Origin of the sequence: Caulobacter vibrioides OR37, assembly GCF_000372645.1 — a bacterium.
Taxonomy (GTDB): Bacteria; Pseudomonadota; Alphaproteobacteria; order Caulobacterales; family Caulobacteraceae; genus Caulobacter; species Caulobacter vibrioides_E.
In genome coordinates, this window is sequence record NZ_APMP01000023.1 from 25,331 (window position 1) to 47,313 (window position 21,983).

Below are 21,983 nucleotides of genomic sequence, written 5' to 3' on the forward strand. Positions count from 1 at the left end.
TCCTCAGGCCAGTCGCTCGATGCGGACCGTCGGCGAGGTCTGCTTGATCCGCGCGCCCATCATCACGATCGGCAGCTCGGGCGAGTTGTAGATATTGGCGGCGGTGACCGTCTCGGCCACGCCGCCGACGGCGCGGGCCAGACCGTAGGAGAAGGTCTGCCCCTCCAGGATCGAGGCCGCGTAGAGCGCGGTCAGCAGATCCCCCGTGCCGTTGGGCGAATGGTCGGACTTGGCGTGGGCGGCCAGCCAGGCCTCCTTGCGGTCGGCCAGGACCGCGCCGATCTCGGCGCCGCGATGCACCGACGAGACCAGCGTGGTCTTGCCCAGCAGGCGGGCCGCCTTCATCGCCGCGATCGGGTCGCGAGAATCCGCGCCGGTCAGCTTCTGCAGCTCCCAGGCGTTGCAGGCCACCACGTCGGCGCGGGGGACTAGGTCGGCGATGATCTCGTCGGCGGTCTCGGACGGGATGTACAGGCCCTTGCCCGCGTCGCCCATGGTGGGATCGACGACGATCACGGGCTTGCGGGTCGCCGCGCCCTGACGAGGCGTTTCCCGCACGGCGTCGATGACCCGGGCCGCCGCGCGCACCTGTGCGGCGGAGGCGAAATAGCCGGTGATGACCAGGTCGACCTGACCGAACAGGCCATTGGCCTCGATGCCGTCCAACATGCCCTCGAACACCTCGATCGGCACCGGCGCCCCGCCGGGGATGCCCCAGCCGGGATGACGGCCGTAAAGGACCGTCGGGGTGACCATCGACTCGATGCGAAACTGCGCCAGCGCCGCGGCCTGGGCGGACGCGCCGACCTGGCTGCCGGCGACATGGCTGGAGATGATCAGGGCTAACGGCATGGAAAAAGCGATTAGCCGAGCAAGCGGGACTTGAACAGGGCGTGTTCAAGGCCCCGCGCAAAGAAAAGGCCCGCCGTCGCCAGCGAGCCTTTCCGAGAAATCGAAAATCGTCCGAAGACTAGTAGCGATAGTGATCCGGCTTGAACGGACCCTTTTCAGGAACGCCGATGTAGTCGGCCTGATCCTTGCGCAGGGTGGTCAGCTTGGCGCCCAGCTTTTCCAGGTGCAGGAAGGCGACCTTCTCGTCCAGGTGCTTGGGCAGGGTGTAGACGTCGTTCTTGTAAGCGGCCTTATTGGTCCACAGTTCGATCTGGGCCAGGGTCTGGTTGGTGAACGAGGCCGACATCACGAAGCTCGGGTGACCCGTGGCGTTGCCCAGGTTCACCAGGCGACCTTCCGACAGCACGATCAGCTTCTTGCCGTCCGGGAATTCCACGTGGTGGACCTGCGGCTTGATCTCGTCCCACTTGTAGTTGCGCAGGGCGGCGATCTGAATTTCCGAGTCGAAGTGGCCGATGTTGCAGACGATGGCGTTGTTTTTCATCTTCCGCATGTCGTCCAGCGTGATGACGTCCTTGTTGCCGGTCGCCGTCACGAAGATGTCCGCCTTGTCGGCGACGTCATTAAGGGTCTGGACCTCGTAGCCTTCCATCGCCGCCTGCAGCGCGCAGATCGGGTCGACCTCGGTGACGATCACGCGGGCGCCGCCTTGGCGTAGCGAGGCGGCCGAGCCCTTGCCCACGTCGCCATAGCCGCAGACCACCGCGACCTTGCCCGACAGCATGACGTCGGTGCCGCGACGGATGGCGTCGACCAGGCTTTCGCGGCAACCATACAGGTTGTCGAACTTGCTCTTGGTGACGCTGTCGTTGACGTTGATGGCCGGGAACGGAAGTTCGCCCTTCTGGGCCATCTGGTACAGACGGTGCACGCCCGTGGTGGTCTCCTCAGAGACGCCGCCGATGGCCGCGCGGATCGCCGAATAGAAGCCCGGCTTTTCGGCCAGGTACTTCTTCATCACGGCGTAGAGGGCCTCTTCCTCTTCGTTCTGCGGGTTGTCGAGGATCGACGGATCCTTCTCGGCCTTCGGGCCCAGCACGCAGAGCAGGGTGGCGTCGCCGCCGTCGTCGAGGATCAGGTTCGGATAACCGCCGTCGCCCCACTCGAAGATCTTGTGGGCGTATTCCCAGTACTCGACCAGGTTCTCGCCCTTGAAGGCGAAGACCGGGATGCCGGCGGCGGCGATGGCGGCCGCGGCGTGGTCCTGGGTCGAGAAGATGTTGCACGAGGCCCAGCGAACCTCGGCGCCCAGGGCGACCAGGGTCTCGATAAGCACGGCGGTCTGGATGGTCATGTGCAGGCTGCCGGCGATGCGGGCGCCCTTCAGAACCTGCTTGGGGCCGTATTCGGCGCGCGTGGCCATCAGGCCCGGCATCTCGGTCTCGGCGATGGCGATTTCCTTGCGGCCGAAATCGGCGAGCGAGATGTCCTTGACGATGTAGTCGGCCACTTGGGGCTCCTGCGGTCGGATGGGATCTTGGCGCGCTTATACAGCGCCGACCCCTTCCGAGCAATTAACGCATAAAGATATCCTTATGTCCGGCGGCGCGAGACCCTTTAACGCGAAGGGCGCGGACCCGCCGGTCCGCGCCTCGCCCGGCCTATTGGCCCAATAGCGTCTTTCGCCAGAACATGATGCTGGTCCAGAAATAGTAGTCCTCGTTCTCCTTCTTGCGGAAGACGTGGCCCTCGTTCTTGGCCAGCACGTGCCAGACCGAGCCGCCGCGGGCGCGGACGGCCTTGATCATCTGCTCGGCTTCCGACGGCGGCACGCGGGGATCGGTTCCGCCGGTGGCCACCAGCAGCGGCGTGGTGATCTTGTCGACGCTGGTCAGCGGCGAGATCTTCATCAGCTGTTCGCGCTGCTTGGGATCGCGCTCGTCGCCGTACTCCACCCGGCGCAGGTCGCGGCGGTAGGCCTGGGTGTTCTCCAGGAAGGTGACGAAGTTCGAGATCGCGACGTAGCAGTTGGCGCCCTTGAGGCGCGGGCTGTAGTGCGTGGCCGAGGCGTAGCACATGTAGCCGCCATACGAGACGCCGTTGACCGCGAAGCGGCTGGCGTCCAGGGCCGGGTTCTTTTCCAGCGTATCGAGGAAGACCCCGATGTCCTTGACCGAGTCCTCGCGCTTGAACGGACCGTTGTCGAGGTTGACGAACCGCGTCCCATAGCCGGTCGAGCCGCGCACGTTCGGGAAGAACAGCGCGACGCCCAGCTCGTTCAGCAGATAGTTGTTTCCGCCTAGGAAGTCCGGCCGCGTCTGCCCTTCCGGACCGCCGTGGATGTCGACGATCAGCGGACGCTTGCCCGGGAACTTGGCCGGGTCGGGCTGGTAGAGGAAGCCCGATATCTTCTCGCCGTCGAAGCTGGCGACCTCGACCAATTTCGGCTCGACATTGCGGCTGGGATCCAGACCGCCGGTCTCGCTGCGGGTCCACTGGGTGACGGCCAGGGTCTTGGGGTCGATCGAGAAGGCGTCGCCCGGCACCTTCGCCGAAGCCATGCTGAGGCCGATCTCGCCCCACGGCGCGATGCTGATGGCCGGACCGATGGCGTAGGGAATGACGCCCGCAGGCAGACCGTCAACGGGTCGAACCGCGCCGCTGGCCAAATCCAGGATCCGCACGCGCGACACGCCCGCCTCGTTGATCGCATAGACCGCGAAGGTCCCGTCCGGCGAGACCGCGAAGTCGCTGACGTCCCAGCGCGGCTCCTTCGACACCGGGACGAAGCCGCCCTTGCCGTCCAGCTTGCCCAGGCGCTGGAAGTCCGAACCCTTGTCGGATGTCAGCCAGACCGAACCGTCCTGGGCGTATTTCGGATCGACATAGGAGGCCTTGGCCTTCGGGTTGGTCAGCGCCTTCATCTTGCCGCTGGCCAGGTCCAGCTCATAGACCATGGCCTCGTTGACCGACATGCGATTCAAGACCAGGGCCTTGGCGCCGTCGGCCGAGAAATCGACGATGTTCCAGCCGCCGCCGGTCACCTGGGCGACCAGGCGGTCGGTCTTGGGATCCTTGGGATCGACGACATAGAGGTCCATGTCGGCGCCGTTCCGGCGCGACGAGGCGTAGCCGACCAGCTTGCCGTCGCGTGACCAGGCGCCGAACCAGTTGCGGCTCTTGCCGTCGGTGATCAGGCGCGGGCGACCAGCCTCCAGGACGTAGAGCTGATAGAACTCGTCGCCGCCCTTGTCCTTCTGGATCACCAGCGTATCGCCCTTGGGCGACAGGGCGGCGGTCAGGATCGGTTCGCTCTCGAAGCTGATCTGGCGACGATCGCCGTCGGGCTTGGCCACGACGTGAACCTGGTTCGAGCCGCCGAACCGGGTCTTGATCAGCATCGAATGGTCGGCCGCGTTCCAGCCCAGGAAGTCGGCGTGGCGCGCCTGCAGATAGGGCGCGGTGGCCTCGACCAGGTCGCGGGGAATGGCGGGCGCGCCGTCGACGACGATGGCGACGGGCGGCGCGACGGTCTGGGCCGCCAAGGGGGTCGCGACGGCGCCGGCCAACAGGGCCAGCGCCAGGGCATGACGGTAAATCATCTGGGAATGCCTCGGGAAAGGGGGAGGCGCCGCCGGCCGGGACAGCGAGGGGAAGCAGGCCGGCGGCGCGATGTCGGGCGGGATTAGAAACGCATCCGCGCGCCGACGGTCACATAGCGGCCAATCACGTCGTAGTAGGGCGAGTACAGCGAGCTCACCGGCGGGTCCTTGTCGAACAGGTTGGTCGCGTTGGCGTAGAGCTCGATCTGGTGTCCCGCCAGGGGCGGCAGCTTGGCCTGAACGCCCAGGTCGACATAGGTGTAGGCCTTGATGTGGCCGTTCACGAGATCGACGGTGTTGTTGTAGTTGCCCGGCGAGATGTAGCGCGCCCGCAGATTGGCGCTGAACACCTTGCCCGACCAGTCCAGGCTGCCGGTCATGCGGCTCTTGGGCGTGCCCAGGCCGAACGAATAGCCCTGCGACTTCACGTACTCGATCTTGCTGACCCCGTCGTTGGTCGTCAGGCTGTTGACCCAGGTCATCAGCCAGCGGGCGCGGATGCGACCCGGCGCGTTGGCGATCAGACGGTCGAGATCGGTCGCGTAGGAGATCTCGGCGTCGACGCCGTCGGTCTTGTAGTTGGCCAGGTTCACATAGGTCGACACGATGCGCGTGATCGTGCCGCTGGCGTCGCGGGTCACCCGAGAGCACATGTCGGCGTTGCCGTTGGCGCAGCGGGTGACGATGTCCTGCGCGGCGACCGTGGTGATCACGTTGTCGATGTTGATATTGAAGTAATCGACCGAGACATTGAGGCCCGGCAGGGCCGGCGGCGAATAGACGAAGCCGGTCGTGAAGGTCTTGGCCGTCTCGGGCGTCAGACCAGGATTGCCGCCGCCGTTGGTCAGCACATAGACACTGGAGTTGGTCTTCGGATCGACGATCGTGTTGTAGCCGGTCGTGCTGGTCGTGAAGAGCTCGGTCAGGTTAGCCGAGCGGATGTCGCGCGACTCGGTGATCCGGCCGCGGAAGCCGGGGAAGAACTCGTTGGTGGCGCCCAGCTTCCACGACCAGATCGAGCCGGTGGTGTTGTAGTCGGAGACGCGGGCGGCGGCGTTGACTTCCAGCTTGTTGAAGACCGGTACGTCGCGGATGACCGGGACCAGCACCTCGGCGAAGGCTTCCTTGACATTGTAGCTGCCGGTCATGGCCGAGAAGCTGAAGGTGGTGAACGCCTTGGCCGCGTCGAGCGCGCCGACCGTGCGGTTGATCGACTCCTTGCGGGCCTCGGCGCCGACGGCGATCGAGACCGGACCGGCGGGCAGGCTGAAGGGTTCGCCGCGCAGGCTGAAGCCGCCGACGTCCAGCTTGCTGGTCTCGCGCTGGCTGGGCGTGCCGGTCACATAGGCCAGCGCCGCTTTCGAGGGCGCGCCCTGGCCGAACAGGTTGATCGGCACGCAGTTGGTCGAGGCGTTGGTCAGGGCGACGCGGCAGATCGGCTGACCGGTCGTCGGGCTGATCACCGAGTCGACCGCGTTGGCGTAGTTCTGGGTCAGGAAGAACCCGGGCGTGTCGATATTGTTCTCGTTCTCGCCATGGCTGTAGTAGGCGCTCCAGCGCCAGCTGTCGCCGAACGAGCCGTCGAAGGCGATCGTGCCCTGGGTCGAGACACGCTCGAAGTCGATGGTCGGATAGGCCTCGGTATTAAAGCGACCCATCGTGAAGCTTGTCTGGCCGGCCGCCGCCATCGCCGACTTCACCGCCGCCGGCAGGAAGGCGTTGTCCGACTTGATCGTCAGGTTGCCGCGATTGTGGTCGCCGAACCAGATGTAGTCGTTCCACATCCGCGAGCGACGCAGCTCGGCGGTCATCTTGACCTTGTCGGTCAGGTCATAGGTCAGGCTGGCCATGGCCGCGTAGTGCTTCTGCGGCGTGACCAGCGGCGACAGGTCGTCGTTCGAGGGCCCTTCGCCGCCGACCGTGTTGGTCCCGACCACCGTGCCGTAGTTGAAGTCGCGCAAGGTGCCGTCAGGATTGAAGGTCTTGCCCTTCAGAACGCCGGAAAGAATCAGGCCGCCGGGGGCGGCGTTGGCGAAGCCGACATTCGGCGCCAGGATGAAGCGGCCAGCGCCATTCGAGACCGTGGCCCAGCGACCGACATTGGGGCGGCTGTCCTTCGGGATCACGCCGTCGTTGTCGATATATTCGCCGCCGATCACGAACTGGCCGCGGCCGTCGGCGAAGCTCTTGCCCGCCGCCGCCTCCAGGCGGATCTGCTTGGCGTCGTTGTACGAGGACTCGCCGCGCTCGACGCCCATCTTCAGGCCGGTGAAAGCGCGGTCGATGCTGATATTGACCACGCCGGCCACGGCGCCGGAGCCCCAGGCCGCCGAGGCCCCGCCGGTCACCACGTCGACGCCCTTGGTCAGGACGCTGGGGATCAGGTTCAGGTCGTTGTCGCCGGAGAAGCGGCGGCCGTCCAGCAGCACCAGGGTGCGGCTGATGCCCAGGCCGCGCAGGTCGACGGGCGCGTTACCGGCGCCGGTGTTGGTGCCGGTGGTCTGAGCCGAGGTCGTGGCGCGGAACTGCGGCAGGTCGTTCAGGGCCGCGGCGATGTTCGGCCGCGCGCCGACGCTCAGGTCCTGAGCCGTGACGCGCACGGTCGGGGTCGGCGCCTGGAAGTCGGCGCGGTCGATGCGCGAGGCGGTGACGACGATCTCGCCGACGCTGTTGTCTTCGGGCTTGGCGGCCTCCTGGGCCAGAGCGGCGCCTTGGAGGGCCAGGATGGCGGGAACCAGGCTGCAGCCCAGCAGCAGGCCCCGGCGGGTTTGGCGTGAAAGAGTCAAAGCAAGATCCCCTCTGTTTCAACGATCGACAGCCGCCTCCCCGCGCGACCGTCCATTCGGTCGCGTTCGGTCGCGTCGCGCGGGCCTCATCCCGCGTTTTCGCCAGGCGGTTCCTCTGCCCCCGCTGTCCCTTGGCCTGAGAGATTCAGGCGCGGTCGCGCCCTTGCTCCTTCGGCGAGGCCGCCCGCTATCGGGGCGATCCTGCTTTCCAGCGTCCTCTTGCTCCGCGGTCCCTGTTGCCTGAGCGTTTCCGGGGCGGTTGCGCCTTCGGCGTCGGGTCGAACCCGATCTCTTCCGCGAGAGCAGAGCCAATACGAACGTTTCGCCATCCGGCGTCAAAGCGCGGAAACGAGGCATGAAATATCAAGGATCGCCGCCCGAAAGGAAAAGACCACCCCGCGATCAACCAACGATGGTCGCGCCTGTTCTTCCGCTTTCGCGAGAGGCGTCACGATGACAGGTCGGTGACAGCTTCGCGGCGCTCCACGCCGACCGCCGAAATGCCGCCGAGTTTCTGATATTCGCCAATATTGCCTATATTTTAATCGGATTCGCTCTAATATTAGGCAATCCTATTGCTTGAGCGCCGCCCTCCAGGTGTCGAGCAGCTCGGTCCGACGGCCCTGGTCGAAATTGGCCAGCAATGCGGGGCCGATCCGGATCGGCCTTGCCCCTAGGCCAAGGGCGGTCGCCCCGCCGACGGACCGGATGGGCGGAAGTCCACTTTGGGCCAACCGCCGCTGCCCCTCGTCGGACATCAGATAGTCCAGGAACAGCCGCGCGGCCTTCGGATGCGGCGCCGAGCGGGTGATGAAAGCCACCCGCGAGATCAGAAGCTGATAGTCGCTGGGCACGACATAACCGAGATCGGGATTGCGTCTGCGCGCCCACCATTCGGCAAAGGTTTGGGTCAGGCCGAAGACCATCACGTGCTGATCCGTCAGACTGTTCAGCATCGAGGAGCCCACCACGAACAGACCAGGCTCCGATCCCGCCAGCGCGTCGTACATCGCCTGGGCGTCCGGATAGACCTGCAGGTCGCCGGACATGTACATGAAACCCAGTCCGCTCCTTTCCGGATCGTACATCGCGATCTTGCCGCGCCAGCGATCGGGGTCGGCGCGCAGGGCCGCCAGCAACGCCGCGTGGCTGCGCGGGACCTCCGCCTCGTTCAACAGCTTCTTGTTATAGGCGAAGACGATCGGCTCGGCGGTGACGCCGAAGCCCTGGTCGCGCCAGACCGCCCAGGTCGGCAGGCCCTTGGCCTCCGGGCTGCGATAGGTCTGGGCGTAGCCGTCGTTGATAAGCTTGACCTGGATGTCCATCGTCGAACTCCAGGCGACGTCGGCGACCGGCTTGCCCGCCTGGGTTTCGGCGATCAGTCGCTCGCGGATCTTGACGGAGGTCAGCGTCACCAGGCGCACCTTGATCTTCGGAAAACGCCGCTGGAACCCGTCGGTGACGTCCTCGTGGCCGTCGCTGTTCATATAGACGACCAGTTCGCCCTCCCGCTGGGCGGCGCTCACGTCCCAGGCGCTGGTCGCCTGTCCGGCGGGCTTGGGCGCGCAGCCCACCAGCATCACCGCCAGGACCAGCGCGGCCATGACTCGATGCGTCCCGCGTCCCTTGACCTTATCTGGCAATCGGCGTCGGATGATGGCCCGTCCCCCTTTCGTCTTCGGTCCTACATCCCCGATGAAGATACTGGTTGTCGAGGATGATCCGCCTCTGCGTCGCTCCCTGATCGCGACGCTGGAGAGCGAGGGCAACGTGGCCGTCTGCGCCGAGACCGGGGCGGCCGCCCTGGCCATGGCCTCGGCGCATGGCGCCGGCTTCGACGCCATCGTGCTGGATATCGGCCTGCCCGACATTGACGGGTTCGAGATTCTGGGCCGGCTTCGGCGCGAGGGCGTCTCCACGCCGATCGTCATCCTGACCGCTCGCGACGCCGTCCGAGACCGCATCGCGGGCCTGGACATGGGCGCCGACGACTATGTGCCAAAGCCCTTCGATCCGTTCGAGCTGGTGGCCCGCGTGCGGGCCGTGGCGCGGCGCAAAGCGGGCTACGCCGCGCGGACCGTCCATGTCGGCGCCTTGGCCTGCGATTGGGACGCGGGCTGCGCCTGGGTCGGCGACCGGCGCCTCGACCTGCGCCCCCGGGAGTGGGCGGCGCTAAAGGCCCTGGCCGGGCGCGCTGGCCGCGTCGTCGAGCGCGATCACCTGGCCGCCGAGGTATTTCCCGACGAGGAAACGCCCTCGCCCAACGCCCTGGATGTCCATGTCGGCCGGTTGCGGCGCAAGCTGGCGCCGGACGGGCCGCGCCTGAGCACGCTGCGCGGCCTCGGCTATCGGCTGGACCCGTGAGGCGTGAAGCGTTCGGGCGGGGACGCTCCAGCCTGGTCGGCCGCCTGCTGCTGGCCCAGATCGTGCCGCTGGCCCTGCTGGCCGCCGCCCTGGCCCTGGCCGGAGCCCTGGCCGCCCAGGCGGTGGTCGAGAAGGACTCCGACCGCCTGCTGGCCGGGTCCGTCGCCTCGATCGTCGCCCAGATCGGGGTGAGGAACGGCGAGGCCAAGGTCGCTCTGCCGCCCTGGTCCCTGGGCCTGCTGGACAGCCCCGAACGCGACGCGGTGTTCTACGCGGTGCGTCAGGGCCCTCGCCTGATCACCGGCTACGAGGACCTGCCGCGCCCCCCCGCGCCGGCGCCCAACGAGACCAACTTCGCCTACGCCACCATGCGCGGCTATCCGGTGCGCATCGCGCAATCGACCGTGATGGCGCCGGGGATGGCCGAACCGGTCGTGGTCGCCGTGGCCCAGAGCCTGGACTCCCGCCAGGCCAGCGTGCGCGAACTGCTGTTCAACCTGATCGGCCTGCCGGTGCTGCTGGTCGCTGTCGCCGCCGCCCTGGTCATCCCAGCCCTCGGGTGGGGCCTGGCGCCGCTACGCCGGCTGACGGCCGACCTGACGACCCGCGCCCAGGCCTCGCGTCCGGATCTGACGCCGGTCAGCGCCGCCGACGCGCCCGCCGAACTGGCCCCGGTGGTCGGCGCCTTCAACCGCATGATGGACAGCCTGGACCGCTTCACGCGCGCCCTGGAACGCTTCTCGGCCGACGCCTCGCATCAGTTGCGGACCCCCCTCTCGGTGATCGTCGCCAATCTGGCGCTGCTGGAGCGCTCGGCGACGGCGCCGCGCGACCAGGCGCTGTTGCGGGACTCGCGCGACGCCGCCGCCAACCTGCGCCAGCTGCTGTCGCAATTCCTGGCCCTGGCCCGCTCGGAGGCCGCCGCGGCCGAGGGCGAGGCCGACCTCGCCGCCCTGCTGACCACGATCCAAGTCGAGGCCGCGCGCGGCTTTCCGGAGGTCGAGGTGCTGTCGCGCATTCGCCGCGACCTGCCTCCCGTCCGGGGCAATCCCCTTCTGATCGGCGAGGCGCTGCGCAACCTCGTTTTCAACGCCTGCGCCTATGGAGGCGGCAAGGTCCGCATCCTGGCGGGCGAGGAGGCCGGCGCGACGACGGTCGTGATCTGGGACCACGGTCCAGGCGCCGACCCGGCCGAGCTGGACCGCCTCCTCAAGCCCTTCGCGCGCGGCGCCGCCGGGCAGGCGCACGCCGGCGCGGGCCTGGGCCTGGCCATCGTGCGCTCGATCACCGGCCGCCTGAACATAAGATTGACGCTCCGCGCCCGTCGCCCGCGCCCCGGCCTGGTGGCGATCTGCGATTTTCCGCCGCCGCAGCCGAACCGACTCTAGCTTCGAGCGTGGTCGAGCGGCTCAACCGCCCACACCCAAGCCTGACACGTTCTAAGCCGGCGCCAGGACCCGCGCCCTCTTCCAGGCCCCGTAGGCGAACACGGCCACGCCCAGCCAGATGAACAGGAAGGACAGGGCGCGCAACGCCGTGAACGGCTCGCCGAACGCCACCCCCAGCAGGAACTGGATCGTCGGCGCGATGAACTGCAGGAAGCCGACGGCGCTCAGCGGCAGGCGGCGCGCCGACCAGGCGAACAGGGCCAGCGGCGCGACCGTCGCCGGACCGGCCAGAGCCAGAAGCGCGGTCACCGGGCCGCCCTGGCCAAAATGCCCGTGACCGCTGGCCGCGAGATGCAGCACGTAGGCCAAGCCAGGCAGGGCCAGATAGGCGCATTCGATGAACAGCCCGGTCTGGGCCTCGGCCTTCACCTGCTTGCGCAGGATGGCGTAGGCGCAAAAGGTCAGGGCCAGGCCCAGCGACACGATCGGCAGATGGCCCAGCGCGATCGTCTGGATCGCCACGCCGACGGCCGCGAAACCGATGGCGACCTTGCCCTCGCCGCTCATCCGCTCGCGGAACAGCAGCGCGCCGGCGGCCATGTTCATCAGCGGGTTGATGTAATAGCCGAGGCTGGCCTCGATCACGTGGCCGGCGTTCACCGCGAAGACATAGATCGTCCAGTTGCCGAAGATCGCCAGGGTGGACAGGGCCAGCATTCCCAACGTGCGCGGCTGGCGCAGCACCTGGACCACCTGGCCGCCCTGCCTGGCGATCAGCACCAGCCCGCCCGCCCACAGCACCGACCACAGCGTCCGGTGGGCGATCATCTCCCACGAGCCGACGCCCAGGCTGGACAGCAGGTGGAAATAGAGCGGCAGGAAGCCCCAAAGGACATAGCAGCCGATGCCGGCGGCATAGGCGGAGCGATTGTCGGGTTCGGAAACGGCGTTGGCGCTCGGCGACATGTTGCGCACCCCTCGTAAAGCGCCTCGCACATGGGAAGCCCGCCGTCCGCCCGCATCTTGCGGCTCCGTCGGAAATTCTCGAACCGGCTCAGGAAATCCTGATCCACCGACCTTCCCGGCGAATGCCGGGATCCAGATCTCAGGACGATGGGGCGTGGGAAAGGCGCTGAATCCTTAGAAGCGATTCAGCGCCTTTCCATCTGGGCCCCGGCATTCGCCGGGGATATCGGTTGTCTCTAAACCTTAAGCCGGCGTCTTCGACTTGATCAGGCCCTTGTCGTGCAGCAGCTGGGCGATCTGCACGGCGTTCAGGGCCGCGCCCTTTCGCAGGTTGTCGGCGACGCACCAGAAGGCGAGGCCGTTCTCGACCGTCGGATCCTTGCGGATGCGCGAGACATAGACCGGGAACTCGCCCTGGGCTTCCTTCGGCGTGATGTAGCCGCCGTCCTCGCGCTTATCGACCACGACGATCCCTTCGGCGTCGCGCAGGATCTCGCGGGCCTCGTCCTCGTCCAGCGGGCTTTCGAACTCGACGTTCACGGCTTCGGAGTGGCCGACCATCACCGGCACGCGCACGCAGGTGGCGACCAGCTGGATGTTCGGATCGAGGATCTTCTGGGTCTCGGCAGTCATCTTCCACTCTTCCTTGGTGAAGCCGTCGTCCATGAAGACGTCGATGTGGGGGATGACGTTGAAGGCGATCTGCTTGGTGAACTTCTTCGGCGGCGGCGCGCCCAGGACATAGATGCCCTTGGTCTGGTCCCAGAGCTCGTCCATGCCTTCCTTGCCCGCGCCCGAGACCGACTGGTAGGTCGAGACGACCACCCGCTTGATCTTGGCCTCGTCGTGCAGCGGCTTCAGCGCCACGACCAGCTGCGCCGTCGAGCAGTTGGGGTTGGCGATGATGTTCTTCGGGATGCTGTTGACCGCGTCCGGGTTCACTTCCGGCACGACCAGCGGCACGTCCGGGTCCATCCGGAAGTGGCTGGAATTGTCGATGACGATCGGACCGGCCGCGCCGATCTTCTCGCCCCAGGCCTTGGAGATCGACCCACCAGCGCTCATCAGCACGATGTCGACCTTCGAGAAGTCGAACTGCTCCAGGTCCTCGCAGCGCAGGATCTCGTTGCCGAACGAGACCTCGACCCCGATGGATTTGCGGCTGGCGATGGCGTGCATCTTGTCCACGGGGAATTTGACTTCCTCGAGGATGTTGAACATCTCGCGGCCCACATTGCCCGTGGCGCCGACCACGGCGACCCGGTAACCCATCGCGCTCTCCTGAAGACTGTCCGTCCGCGTACCGCGCGGAGCGGCGTTCCGTTACGCCTCATGCCCCGCGGGCGCAAGGCGAGGGTTTCTGGCGCGGCGATGAGGGCAGGTGAACCCGCCCGTTCAGAGGGTTTCCGACGCACGTCCGCCCGCCTATGTTCGCCGCCATGACCGACGTCGTCTCCGAAGCCCCGCCCGCCGCTCACCTCACCCAGGACGGTCCCGCCGTTCGGCTCTTCCTGGTCGACGGCTCGGCCTATCTATTCCGGGCCTATCACGCCCTGCCGCCGCTGACCCGCAAGAGCGACGGCCTGCCCGTCGGCGCGGTCCAAGGTTTCTGCAACATGTTGTGGAAGCTGCTGCGCGACATGCAGGGCGATACGCCGACCCACCTGGCGGTGATCTGGGACCACTCGGAGAAGACCTTCCGCAACACCCTGTACGACCAGTACAAGGCCCACCGCCCGCCGCCGCCGGAAGACCTGATCCCGCAGTTCCCGCTGGTGCGCGAGGCGACGCGGGCGTTCGGCGTGCCGGCCATCGAGCTGCCCGGCTACGAGGCCGACGACCTCATCGCCGCCTATGCCTGCAAGGCCCGCGAGGTCGGCGGCGAGGCGATCATCGTGTCGTCCGACAAGGACCTGATGCAGCTCGTCGGCGACGGCGTGTCGATGTACGACCCGATGAAGGGCGTCCGCATCGACCGCGAGCAGGTGTTCGAGAAATTCGGCGTCTATCCAGAGAAGGTGGTCGACGTTCAGGCCCTGTGCGGCGACAGCGTCGACAATGTGCCGGGCGCGCCGGGGATCGGGATCAAGACCGCCGCGCAGCTGATCACCGAATACGGCGACCTCGACACGCTGCTGGAACGGGCCGGCGAGATCAAGCAGCCCAAGCGCCGCGAGACTCTGATCAATTTCGCCGACCAGATCCGCCTGTCGCGAGCGCTGGTGACGCTGGATTGCGACACCCCCCTGCCCGAGCCGCTGGACGATCTGAAGGTGCGCGAGCCCGACAAGGTGGCGCTGGCCGCGTTCCTGGACCAGATGGAGTTTCGCACCCTGGCCCGGCGGGTCGGCGACGGCTCGGCCGCCGCCGCGCCCGGCACGCTGGACCGCCCGTCGGCCCCGCCGAAGGCGCCGGTCACCTCGGTCTCCTACATGGGCGCCGCCGCCCGCGCGGCCGCCCAGCCCGTCGCCGAGCCGGTCACCATCGACCACGCGACCTATGTCTGCGTCCGCGATCTGGAGACGCTGAAGGCCTGGGTCGCCAAGGCGACGGCCAAGGGCGTCGTGGCCTTCGACACCGAGACCGACGCCCTGGGTTCGGCGACGGCCGGCCTGTGCGGAATCTCCCTGGCCGTGGCGGCCGGCGAGGCCTGCTACATTCCCGTCGGCCATTGCGAGAAGGAAGGCCTGGCGCTGGAAGCCGCCGCCGACCTCGTGCAGATCCCGCTGGCCGACGTGATCGCGACGCTGAAGCCGCTGCTGGAGGATCCGGCGGTGCTGAAGGTGGCGCAGAACGCCAAGTACGACATCGCGGTGCTGTCGCGCCACGGGATCCAGGTCTCGCCGATCGACGACACCATGCTGATCTCCTACGTGCTGGAGGCGGGCTTGCACGGCCACGGCATGGACGAGCTGTCGGAGCTGTGGCTGGGCCACAAGCCGATCCCGTTCAAGCAGGTGGCCGGGACCGGCAAGGCCCAGATCAGCTTCAAGCACGTGGCCCTGGCCGAGGCGACCGCCTACGCCGCCGAGGACGCCGACGTCACCCTTCGCCTATGGGAGCGGCTGAAGCCGCGCCTGGCGCGCGAGGGCCTGTCGACCGTCTACGAGACCCTGGAACGCCCCCTACCCGCCGTGCTGGCGATGATGGAGAACGACGGCGTCAAGGTCGATCCCGAGGCGCTGCGCCTGCTGTCGAACGAGTTCTCCCTACGCATGGCCCAGTACGAGGCGCGCGCCCAGGAGATCGTCGGCCGGCCGTTCAACCTGGGCAGCCCCAAGCAGATCGGCGACGTGCTGTTTGGCGAGATGAACATGAAGGGCGGCAAGAAGACCGCCACCGGCCAGTGGTCCACCGACAGCGACGTCCTCGAAAGCCTGGCCCTCGAGCACGAGCTGCCGCGCGTGCTGCTGGACTGGCGTCAGCTCTCGAAACTGAAGGGCACCTATACCGAGAACCTGATCGCGGCGATCGCCGAGCGCACGGGCCGGGTGCACACCTCCTACGCCTTGGCCGCGACGACGACGGGACGCCTGTCCTCGTCCGATCCGAACCTGCAGAATATCCCGGTCCGCACCGAGGAAGGCCGGAAGATCCGCAAGGCCTTTATCGCGCCGCCCGGCAAGGTGCTGATCAGCGCCGACTACAGCCAGATCGAGCTGCGCCTCCTGGCTCACATCGGCGACATCCCCCAGCTGAAGCGGGCCTTCCAGGAAGGCCTCGACATCCACGCCATGACGGCCTCGGAGATGTTCGACACGCCGATCGAGGGCATGGACCCGATGATCCGGCGGCGAGCCAAGGCGATCAACTTCGGCATCGTCTACGGCATCAGCGCGTTCGGTCTCGCCAACCAGCTGGGCATCGGCCAGGGCGAGGCGGGAGCCTATATCAAGACCTATTTCGAGCGCTTCCCGGGCATCCAGGCCTATATGGACGCGACCAAGGCCTTCGTGCGCGAGCACGGCCATGTCACCACCATCTTCGGCCGCAAGATCAACATTCCCGAAATTCAGTCGAAGTCCGTCGGCCAGCGACAATTCGCCGAACGGGCGGCGATCAACGCCCCGATCCAGGGCGCGGCCGCCGATGTGATGCGCCGGGCCATGATCCGGATGCCGGCCGCCCTGGAGGCCGCCGGCCTGGAAGCGCGCATGTTGCTGCAGGTGCACGACGAACTGGTCTTCGAGGCGCCGGAGGCCGAGGCCGAGCGGGCTTGCGCGGTGATCCGGGGCGTGATGGAGACGGCGGCCGAACCGGCCGTGGCGCTGACCGTGCCGCTGACGGTGGAGGCTCGGGCCGCGCCGAACTGGGACGAAGCCCACTGATTGGCAGAGCCCCATCGCTCGCGCCGCGACATTCCGCCACATCACGGTTAATCGCTCGGCAATCGTTCTGGACGACTCCTGCCGGTTGACGATCGCGATCCGTGGCCCGGCCTCAAGTAGCTGTGTTCTCTGAAATTTTCGCGGCCGCCATCGTTCAGATGAGGAGCCCGCTCGGTGTCTTTTAGCGACCTGAAAATCTCGGCGAAGCTCGGCTTGGCGTTCTGCGCGCTGATCCTGACCTCGGCCATCGCCTCGTCGATCGTGTTCGTCAGCCTCCAGCGCATCGACGAGGCCACCGTGGCCAGCGAGCGCAGTCTGGCCCTGGCCGCGACGGCCGAAGAGGCCCTGACTCTGATCCTGGAACAGCAGAACGCGCTGCGCGGCTACGTGTTGATGGGTGACAAGAAGTTCGCCAAGACCTACGAGGAAAGCTCGGCCAAGTTCGACCAGACGCTGGACGGCTTCGCGACCAAGACCACGATCCCCGAGCAGAAGGCGCGCATCCAGCGCCTGCGCGAGGCCATGGCGACCTGGCGCCATGACATCGGCGCCCCGGTCATGAGCCTGATGAACGATCCGGCCGCGGGCCGCGACCAGGCCATCCAGCTGACCGGGAAGAAAAGCCTGACCGCGCTGCGAGCGATCCAGAAGGAGTTGCTGACCGCGGCCAACGAGCGGGTGGCGATCCGGACGGCCGAAGCCAAGGCGGCCATGACCACCGCGGTGCTGTCGCTCCTGATCGGCGGCGGCGTGGCCCTAATCATCGCCGGCCTGATGGGCTGGTGGCTGTGGAACGCCATCGCCCGTCCCGTCGCCGCCATGACGGGCGCCATGCGTCGTCTGGCCTCGGGCGACAATGGCGTCGCCGTGCCCGCCCAGGGCCGCAAGGACGAGATCGGCGACATGGCCGCCGCCGTGGCCCATTTCAAGGACGCCGCCGTCGAGAAGATCCGTGTCGAGCGCGCCGCCGCCGAGCATCGCGCGGCCGCGGACAGCGAACGCGCCGCCAACGAGGCCGAGAAGGCCGCCATCGCCCGCGACGACGCCATCGCCGTCGCCGCGCTGAACGAAGCCCTCGACCATCTGGCGAGCGGCGATTTGACCCATCGGATCACCGTTCCGTTCGCGCCCAAGACCGAGAGCCTGCGGACCAATTTCAACGCGGCCGCCGAGCGGATGCAGGACGCCATCCAGGCGATCGGCGCGGCCACCGACGGGGTCAATAGCGGCTCCGACGAGATCGCACAGGCCTCGGACAACCTCTCGCGCCGCACCGAACAGCAGGCCGCCAGCCTGGAACAGACGGCCGCGGCGCTGGATCAGATCACCGCCACGGTGCGAAAGACCGCCTCCGGCGCGCAGGAGGTCTCACGCGTGGTGGCCGCGGCCCGCGCCGACGCCCAGCGTTCGGGTCAGATCGTCGGTCAGGCGGTCTCGGCCATGACCGAGATCGAGACCTCTTCCGACCAGGTCAGCCAGATCATCGGCGTCATCGACGAGATCGCCTTCCAGACCAATCTTCTGGCCCTGAACGCGGGCGTCGAAGCCGCTCGCGCCGGCGAGGCCGGTCGCGGGTTCGCGGTCGTGGCCCAGGAAGTCCGCGCCCTGGCCCAGCGCTCGGCCGACGCGGCCAAGGAGATCAAGACCCTGATCTCGACCTCGACGGCGCAGGTCGAGGCGGGCGTGGACCTCGTCGGGCAGACCGGGGCGGCCCTGAACCGCATCGTCGAACAGGTCGCCGCCATCGACACCCTGGTCACCGAGATCTCGGCCTCGGCCAGCGAGCAGTCCACCGGGCTGAACGAGGTCAACACCGCCGTCAATCAGATGGATCAGGTCGTCCAGCAGAACGCGGCCATGGTCGAGGAAGCCACCGCCGCCAGCCATTCGCTGAAAAACGAGGCCAAGGCCCTGGCCGAGATGGTTTCAAGGTTCCGCACGGCGCGGTCGGCGGTTCAGTCCGCGCCCGCGCCAACCAGCGCGCGTCCGGTCTCCCGGCCGGCTTCGCGCCCAGCGGCCATCGTCCGCCCATCGCGCGGCGGCGCCGCCGTGGCCGTCAAGGAAGATAGCTGGGAAGAGTTCTAGAGCGTGAGGCTGAAAGTGGGAACCGGTTTCAGCTTATCTCACGCTCTAAACATTTGATTTAGAGCCTTTTTGACGCCTGAAATCGATTCCGATTTCAGGCTAAAGGCTCTAAGGACGCGGCGAAGACCGCGCGTTCCCCATCAACCCTTGTTGAGGGCGATCGTCTCGAACGACGACTTGGCCGGATGCGTCGCGTGGCTGGCGCCCGGGGTAGGCAGGACCAGGCCGATGGCGGCGGCCAAGATCAGGGCGGCGGCGAAGAAGGCCTTGGTGGCCATGGGTGTCTCTCGGGTCTGGCGTGTCTAAAGCGATGATCGCGACGCCGACGCAGGCCTAGATGGCCCCGCCCGCGCCGGGTTCAAGACAGCGCCGCGCCAGAGCTTCTGAAACGGCTTGCAGGCGTCCTGATCCGATAGAAAAGGCCGGAAACCGCCTCGACGGTTCCCGGCCTTTTTTGTCCCCGCGTTATCCGGCCTGGTCGAAATCAGAAGATTTCGAACAGGCCGGCGGCGCCCATGCCGCCGCCGATGCACATGGTCACCACGCCCAGCTTGGCCTTGCGGCGCTTGCCTTCCAGCAAGAGGTGGCCGGCGCAGCGCGCGCCGGTCATGCCGAACGGGTGGCCGATGGCGATCGAGCCGCCATTGACGTTGTACTTCTCCGGATCGATGCCCAGGCGGTCGCGGCTGTAGAGGCACTGCGACGCGAAGGCTTCATTCAACTCCCAGATGTCGATGTCGTCGACCTTCAGACCGTGACGTTCCAAGAGGCGCGGCACGGCGAAGACCGGGCCGATGCCCATCTCGTCGGGCTCGCAGCCGGCGATGGCGAAGCCCTTGAACATGCCGAGCGGCTCCAGGCCGCGCTTGGCCGCTTCCTTGGCTTCCATCACCACGACGGCGGCGGCGCCGTCCGACAGCTGCGACGCGTTGCCGGCGGTGACGAAGTTGCCCGGCCCCTTGACCGGCTCCAGCTTGGCCAGGCCTTCCAGCGTGGTGTCCGGACGGTTGCACTCGTCCTTGGTGACCACGTAGTCGACCAGGCTCTCTTCCTTGGTCTCCTTGTTGACCACCTTCATCTTGGTGGCCATCGGGACGATCTCGTCGTCGAACAGGCCGGCGGCCTGGGCGGCGGCGATGCGCTGCTGGCTGCGCAGCGAGTATTCGTCCTGGTACTCGCGGCTGATGTTGTAGCGCTTAGCCACGATGTCGGCGGTGTCGATCATCGCCATCCACAGCGCCGGCTTTTCCTTCATCAGCTTGTCTTCGGTGATGTGGAAGCGGTTCATGTGGCCGCCGCCCTGGACCAGCGAGATCGACTCCACGCCGCCGCCGATGGCGACGTCGGCGCCGTCGTTGCGGACATAGTTGGCGGCCGTGGCGATGGCTTGCAGACCCGACGAGCAGAACCGGTTGACGGTCTGGCCCGAGGTGGTGACCGGCAGGCCAGCCCAGATGGCGGCGTTGCGGGCCACGTTCATGCCGGTGGCGCCTTCGGGACCGCCGCAGCCCAGGACGACGTCCTCGACCTCGGGGCCTTCCAGCTTGGCGCGCGCGACGGCGTGCTGGATGGCGTGGCCAGCCATGGCCGCGCCATGGGTGTTGTTGAAGCCGCCCCGGTTGGACTTGGCCAGGCCCGTGCGGGCGTAAGAGACGATGACCGCTTCGCGCATAAGGGCGCACTCCCTATTAAACGTTAGTTTGAATTGGCGGCTACCCTAGACCGGCCCTCCGCGCCCCGTAAAGATCACGCGCACGTCAACGTAAACTCAAGTCGACATCCTGGCCTCGATTCTCGCCCGCCGCTTGACGCCCCTCGGGCGCGGGCACACGCTCATGATCAACGATAAGATGAGGGAGGACGGCCATGGCTGACCACGCCTACGATCTCGTGCTGCGCGGCGGGACGGTGTTCGACGGGACCGGCGCGCCGGGCGTCCTCGCCGATGTCGGGATCAAGGACGGCCTAATCGCCGCGATCGGACCGCGCCTGGCCGCCGGCGGCGACGAGATCGACGCGCGCGGCCGGATCGTCACCCCCGGCTTCGTCGACATCCACACCCACTATGACGGCCAGGCGACCTGGGGCAGCCAGATGAGCCCCAGCTCCGGCCATGGCGTGACCACGGTGGTGATGGGCAATTGCGGCGTCGGCTTCGCCCCGTGCCGACCCCAGGACCACGATCGACTGATCCGGCTGATGGAGGGCGTCGAGGACATCCCTTTCCCGGTGCTGACCGAGGGCCTTCCATGGGCCTGGGAGAGCTTTCCCGACTATCTCGACTTCCTGGCCGGCCGGTCGTTCGACGTCGATGTCGCCGCCCAGCTGCCGCACGCGGCGCTGCGGGTCTATGTGATGGGCGAGCGCGGGGCCAATCGGGAGCCGGCGACGCCGGCCGACATCGCCGCCATGGCAGACATCGCCCGGCAGGCGGTCGAGGCCGGAGCCCTGGGCTTTTCGACCTCGCGTACCCTCAACCACCGCACCAGCGACGGCCACCCCACCCCGACCCTGACCGCCGGCGAGGACGAGCTGACGGGCATCGCCCTGGGCCTGGCCGCCGCCGGCAAGGGCGTGCTGCAACTGGTCTCGGACTTCTTCCCGGACGGCGCGGCCGAGCTGGCCATGGTCCGCCGCATCGTCGAGCGCTCCGGCCGGCCGCTGTCGTTCTCCCTGGTGCAGAGTCCCAAGTCGCCGGGCGGCTGGAAGGCGATGCTGGCCGGACTGTCGGCCGCCGTCGACGCCGGCCTGCCGATGAAGGCCCAGGTCTGCGGCCGGCCGGTGGGCGTATTGTTCGGGCTGGAGCTGACGCTCAATCCGTTCAGCCAGAACCCGGTCTTCGCGGAGATCAAGGATAAGGCCTTGCGGGACAAGGTCGCGGCCCTGTCGGACCCCGACTTCCGCGCCCGCCTTCTCGCGCATGACCTGGACGCCACAGGGCCTTTCGCGGGCAGCGCCTTGCGGGCCTGGGACAACCTTTTCCCTATGGGCGCCGACCCCGACTACGAGCCGACGGCCGACGCTACCGTCGCGGCCATCGCCGCCGCGACCGGGCGCCCGCCGGCCGAGGTAGCGCTCGACGCCATGCTCGAAAACGGCGGGCGCGGGATGCTGTATCACCCGTTCCTGAACTATGCCGATGGCTCGCTGGACCCCAGTTTCCGGATGCTGACCCACCGCGACACCGTACCGGGCCTGTCGGACGGCGGCGCGCATGTCGGCATGATCTGCGACGGCAGCTTTCCGACCAGCAACCTGACCCACTGGACCCGCGACCGCGCGCGGGGGCCGCGCATCCCGCTGGAGACGATGATCGCCCGCCAGACCCGCGACACCGCCGCCGCGGTCGGCCTGCTGGATCGCGGCCTGATCGCGCCGGGCTATCGCGCGGACCTCAATGTCATCGACTACGAGGGCCTGCGCCTGGAGGCGCCCCGCGTCGCCTACGACCTGCCGGCGGGCGGACGGCGGCTGACGCAGAAAGCCCATGGCTATGCCGCGACCCTCGTCGCCGGCGTGGTCACGCAGCGCGACGGCGAACCGACCGGCGCCCTGCCCGGACGCCTGGTGCGCGGGGCGCGCTCGGCCCCTCTCGCCCTGGCGGCGGCGTAG

The 21,983-nt window shown here is 67.6% G+C and carries 14 protein-coding genes and 2 riboswitches; of the genes, 5 read left to right on the forward strand and 9 right to left on the reverse strand.

The window, feature by feature from the left end; all coding sequences use genetic code 11:
• Window positions 1–3: 3 nt before the first annotated feature.
• From OR37_RS15370 to OR37_RS15395, 5 genes are all read right to left on the reverse strand, one after another.
• Entirely contained in the window at window positions 4–852 is an 849-nt protein-coding gene (locus OR37_RS15370; RefSeq protein WP_004621813.1) for a bifunctional hydroxymethylpyrimidine kinase/phosphomethylpyrimidine kinase, read from the reverse strand.
• 118 nt (window positions 853–970) lie between these two features.
• Window positions 971–2,362, reverse strand: a complete 1,392-nt coding sequence (gene ahcY, locus OR37_RS15375; protein ID WP_004621815.1) for an adenosylhomocysteinase — start codon at window positions 2,360–2,362, stop codon at window positions 971–973.
• Window positions 2,363–2,513: 151 nt separating this feature from the next.
• Entirely contained in the window at window positions 2,514–4,454 is a 1,941-nt protein-coding gene (locus OR37_RS15380; RefSeq protein ID WP_004621817.1) for a S9 family peptidase, read from the reverse strand.
• Between the two features lie 83 nt (window positions 4,455–4,537).
• The gene (locus OR37_RS15385; protein ID WP_004621818.1) at window positions 4,538–7,240 is read right to left on the reverse strand and encodes a TonB-dependent receptor domain-containing protein; all 2,703 of its coding nucleotides are present in this window, start codon (window positions 7,238–7,240) and stop codon (window positions 4,538–4,540) included.
• Between the two features lie 122 nt (window positions 7,241–7,362).
• Window positions 7,363–7,454, reverse strand: a riboswitch (glycine riboswitch).
• A 3-nt stretch (window positions 7,455–7,457) separates the two neighbouring features.
• Window positions 7,458–7,547, reverse strand: a riboswitch (glycine riboswitch).
• A gap of 265 nt (window positions 7,548–7,812) precedes the next feature.
• Window positions 7,813–8,844, reverse strand: coding sequence for an ABC transporter substrate-binding protein (locus OR37_RS15395; RefSeq protein WP_004621820.1), 1,032 nt, complete (start codon window positions 8,842–8,844; stop codon window positions 7,813–7,815).
• A gap of 91 nt (window positions 8,845–8,935) precedes the next feature.
• Here OR37_RS15395 and OR37_RS15400 point away from each other — a divergent pair, with 91 nt between their 5' ends.
• Entirely contained in the window at window positions 8,936–9,604 is a 669-nt protein-coding gene (locus tag OR37_RS15400) for a response regulator (RefSeq protein WP_004621822.1), read from the forward strand.
• Window positions 9,601–10,992, forward strand: coding sequence for a sensor histidine kinase (locus OR37_RS15405; protein ID WP_004621824.1), 1,392 nt, complete (start codon window positions 9,601–9,603; stop codon window positions 10,990–10,992). The genes OR37_RS15400 and OR37_RS15405 overlap by 4 nt, the downstream gene beginning before the upstream one ends.
• Before the next feature lie 51 nt (window positions 10,993–11,043).
• On the opposite strand, the gene rarD is transcribed toward OR37_RS15405, so the two are convergent.
• Together rarD and OR37_RS15415 are read right to left on the reverse strand one after the other, a co-directional pair.
• Complete coding sequence (rarD, locus tag OR37_RS15410) at window positions 11,044–11,958, reverse strand: EamA family transporter RarD (RefSeq protein WP_004621827.1); 915 nt, start codon at window positions 11,956–11,958, stop codon at window positions 11,044–11,046.
• A gap of 243 nt (window positions 11,959–12,201) precedes the next feature.
• Window positions 12,202–13,230, reverse strand: a complete 1,029-nt coding sequence (locus OR37_RS15415) for an aspartate-semialdehyde dehydrogenase (RefSeq protein ID WP_004621828.1) — start codon at window positions 13,228–13,230, stop codon at window positions 12,202–12,204.
• Window positions 13,231–13,397: 167 nt separating this feature from the next.
• Between OR37_RS15415 and polA the strand changes: the two genes are divergently transcribed.
• Both polA and OR37_RS15425 read left to right on the forward strand, forming a co-directional pair.
• Window positions 13,398–16,286 (forward strand): DNA polymerase I, encoded by a 2,889-nt coding sequence (gene polA / locus OR37_RS15420; RefSeq protein WP_200864143.1) that lies wholly within the window; start codon window positions 13,398–13,400, stop codon window positions 16,284–16,286.
• A 174-nt stretch (window positions 16,287–16,460) separates the two neighbouring features.
• On the forward strand, window positions 16,461–18,371 hold the full coding sequence (locus tag OR37_RS15425; RefSeq protein ID WP_004621832.1) for a methyl-accepting chemotaxis protein: 1,911 nt from the start codon (window positions 16,461–16,463) through the stop codon (window positions 18,369–18,371).
• Window positions 18,372–18,511: 140 nt separating this feature from the next.
• On the opposite strand, the gene OR37_RS21875 is transcribed toward OR37_RS15425, so the two are convergent.
• Window positions 18,512–18,649 (reverse strand): hypothetical protein, encoded by a 138-nt coding sequence (locus OR37_RS21875; protein ID WP_004621835.1) that lies wholly within the window; start codon window positions 18,647–18,649, stop codon window positions 18,512–18,514.
• A 206-nt stretch (window positions 18,650–18,855) separates the two neighbouring features.
• Window positions 18,856–20,043: an acetyl-CoA C-acyltransferase gene (locus OR37_RS15435; RefSeq protein WP_004621836.1), complete on the reverse strand. Its 1,188-nt coding sequence runs from the start codon at window positions 20,041–20,043 to the stop codon at window positions 18,856–18,858.
• A 194-nt stretch (window positions 20,044–20,237) separates the two neighbouring features.
• On the opposite strand from OR37_RS15435, the gene OR37_RS15440 reads away from it, so the two are divergent.
• The gene (locus OR37_RS15440; protein WP_004621838.1) at window positions 20,238–21,983 is read left to right on the forward strand and encodes an N-acyl-D-amino-acid deacylase family protein; all 1,746 of its coding nucleotides are present in this window, start codon (window positions 20,238–20,240) and stop codon (window positions 21,981–21,983) included.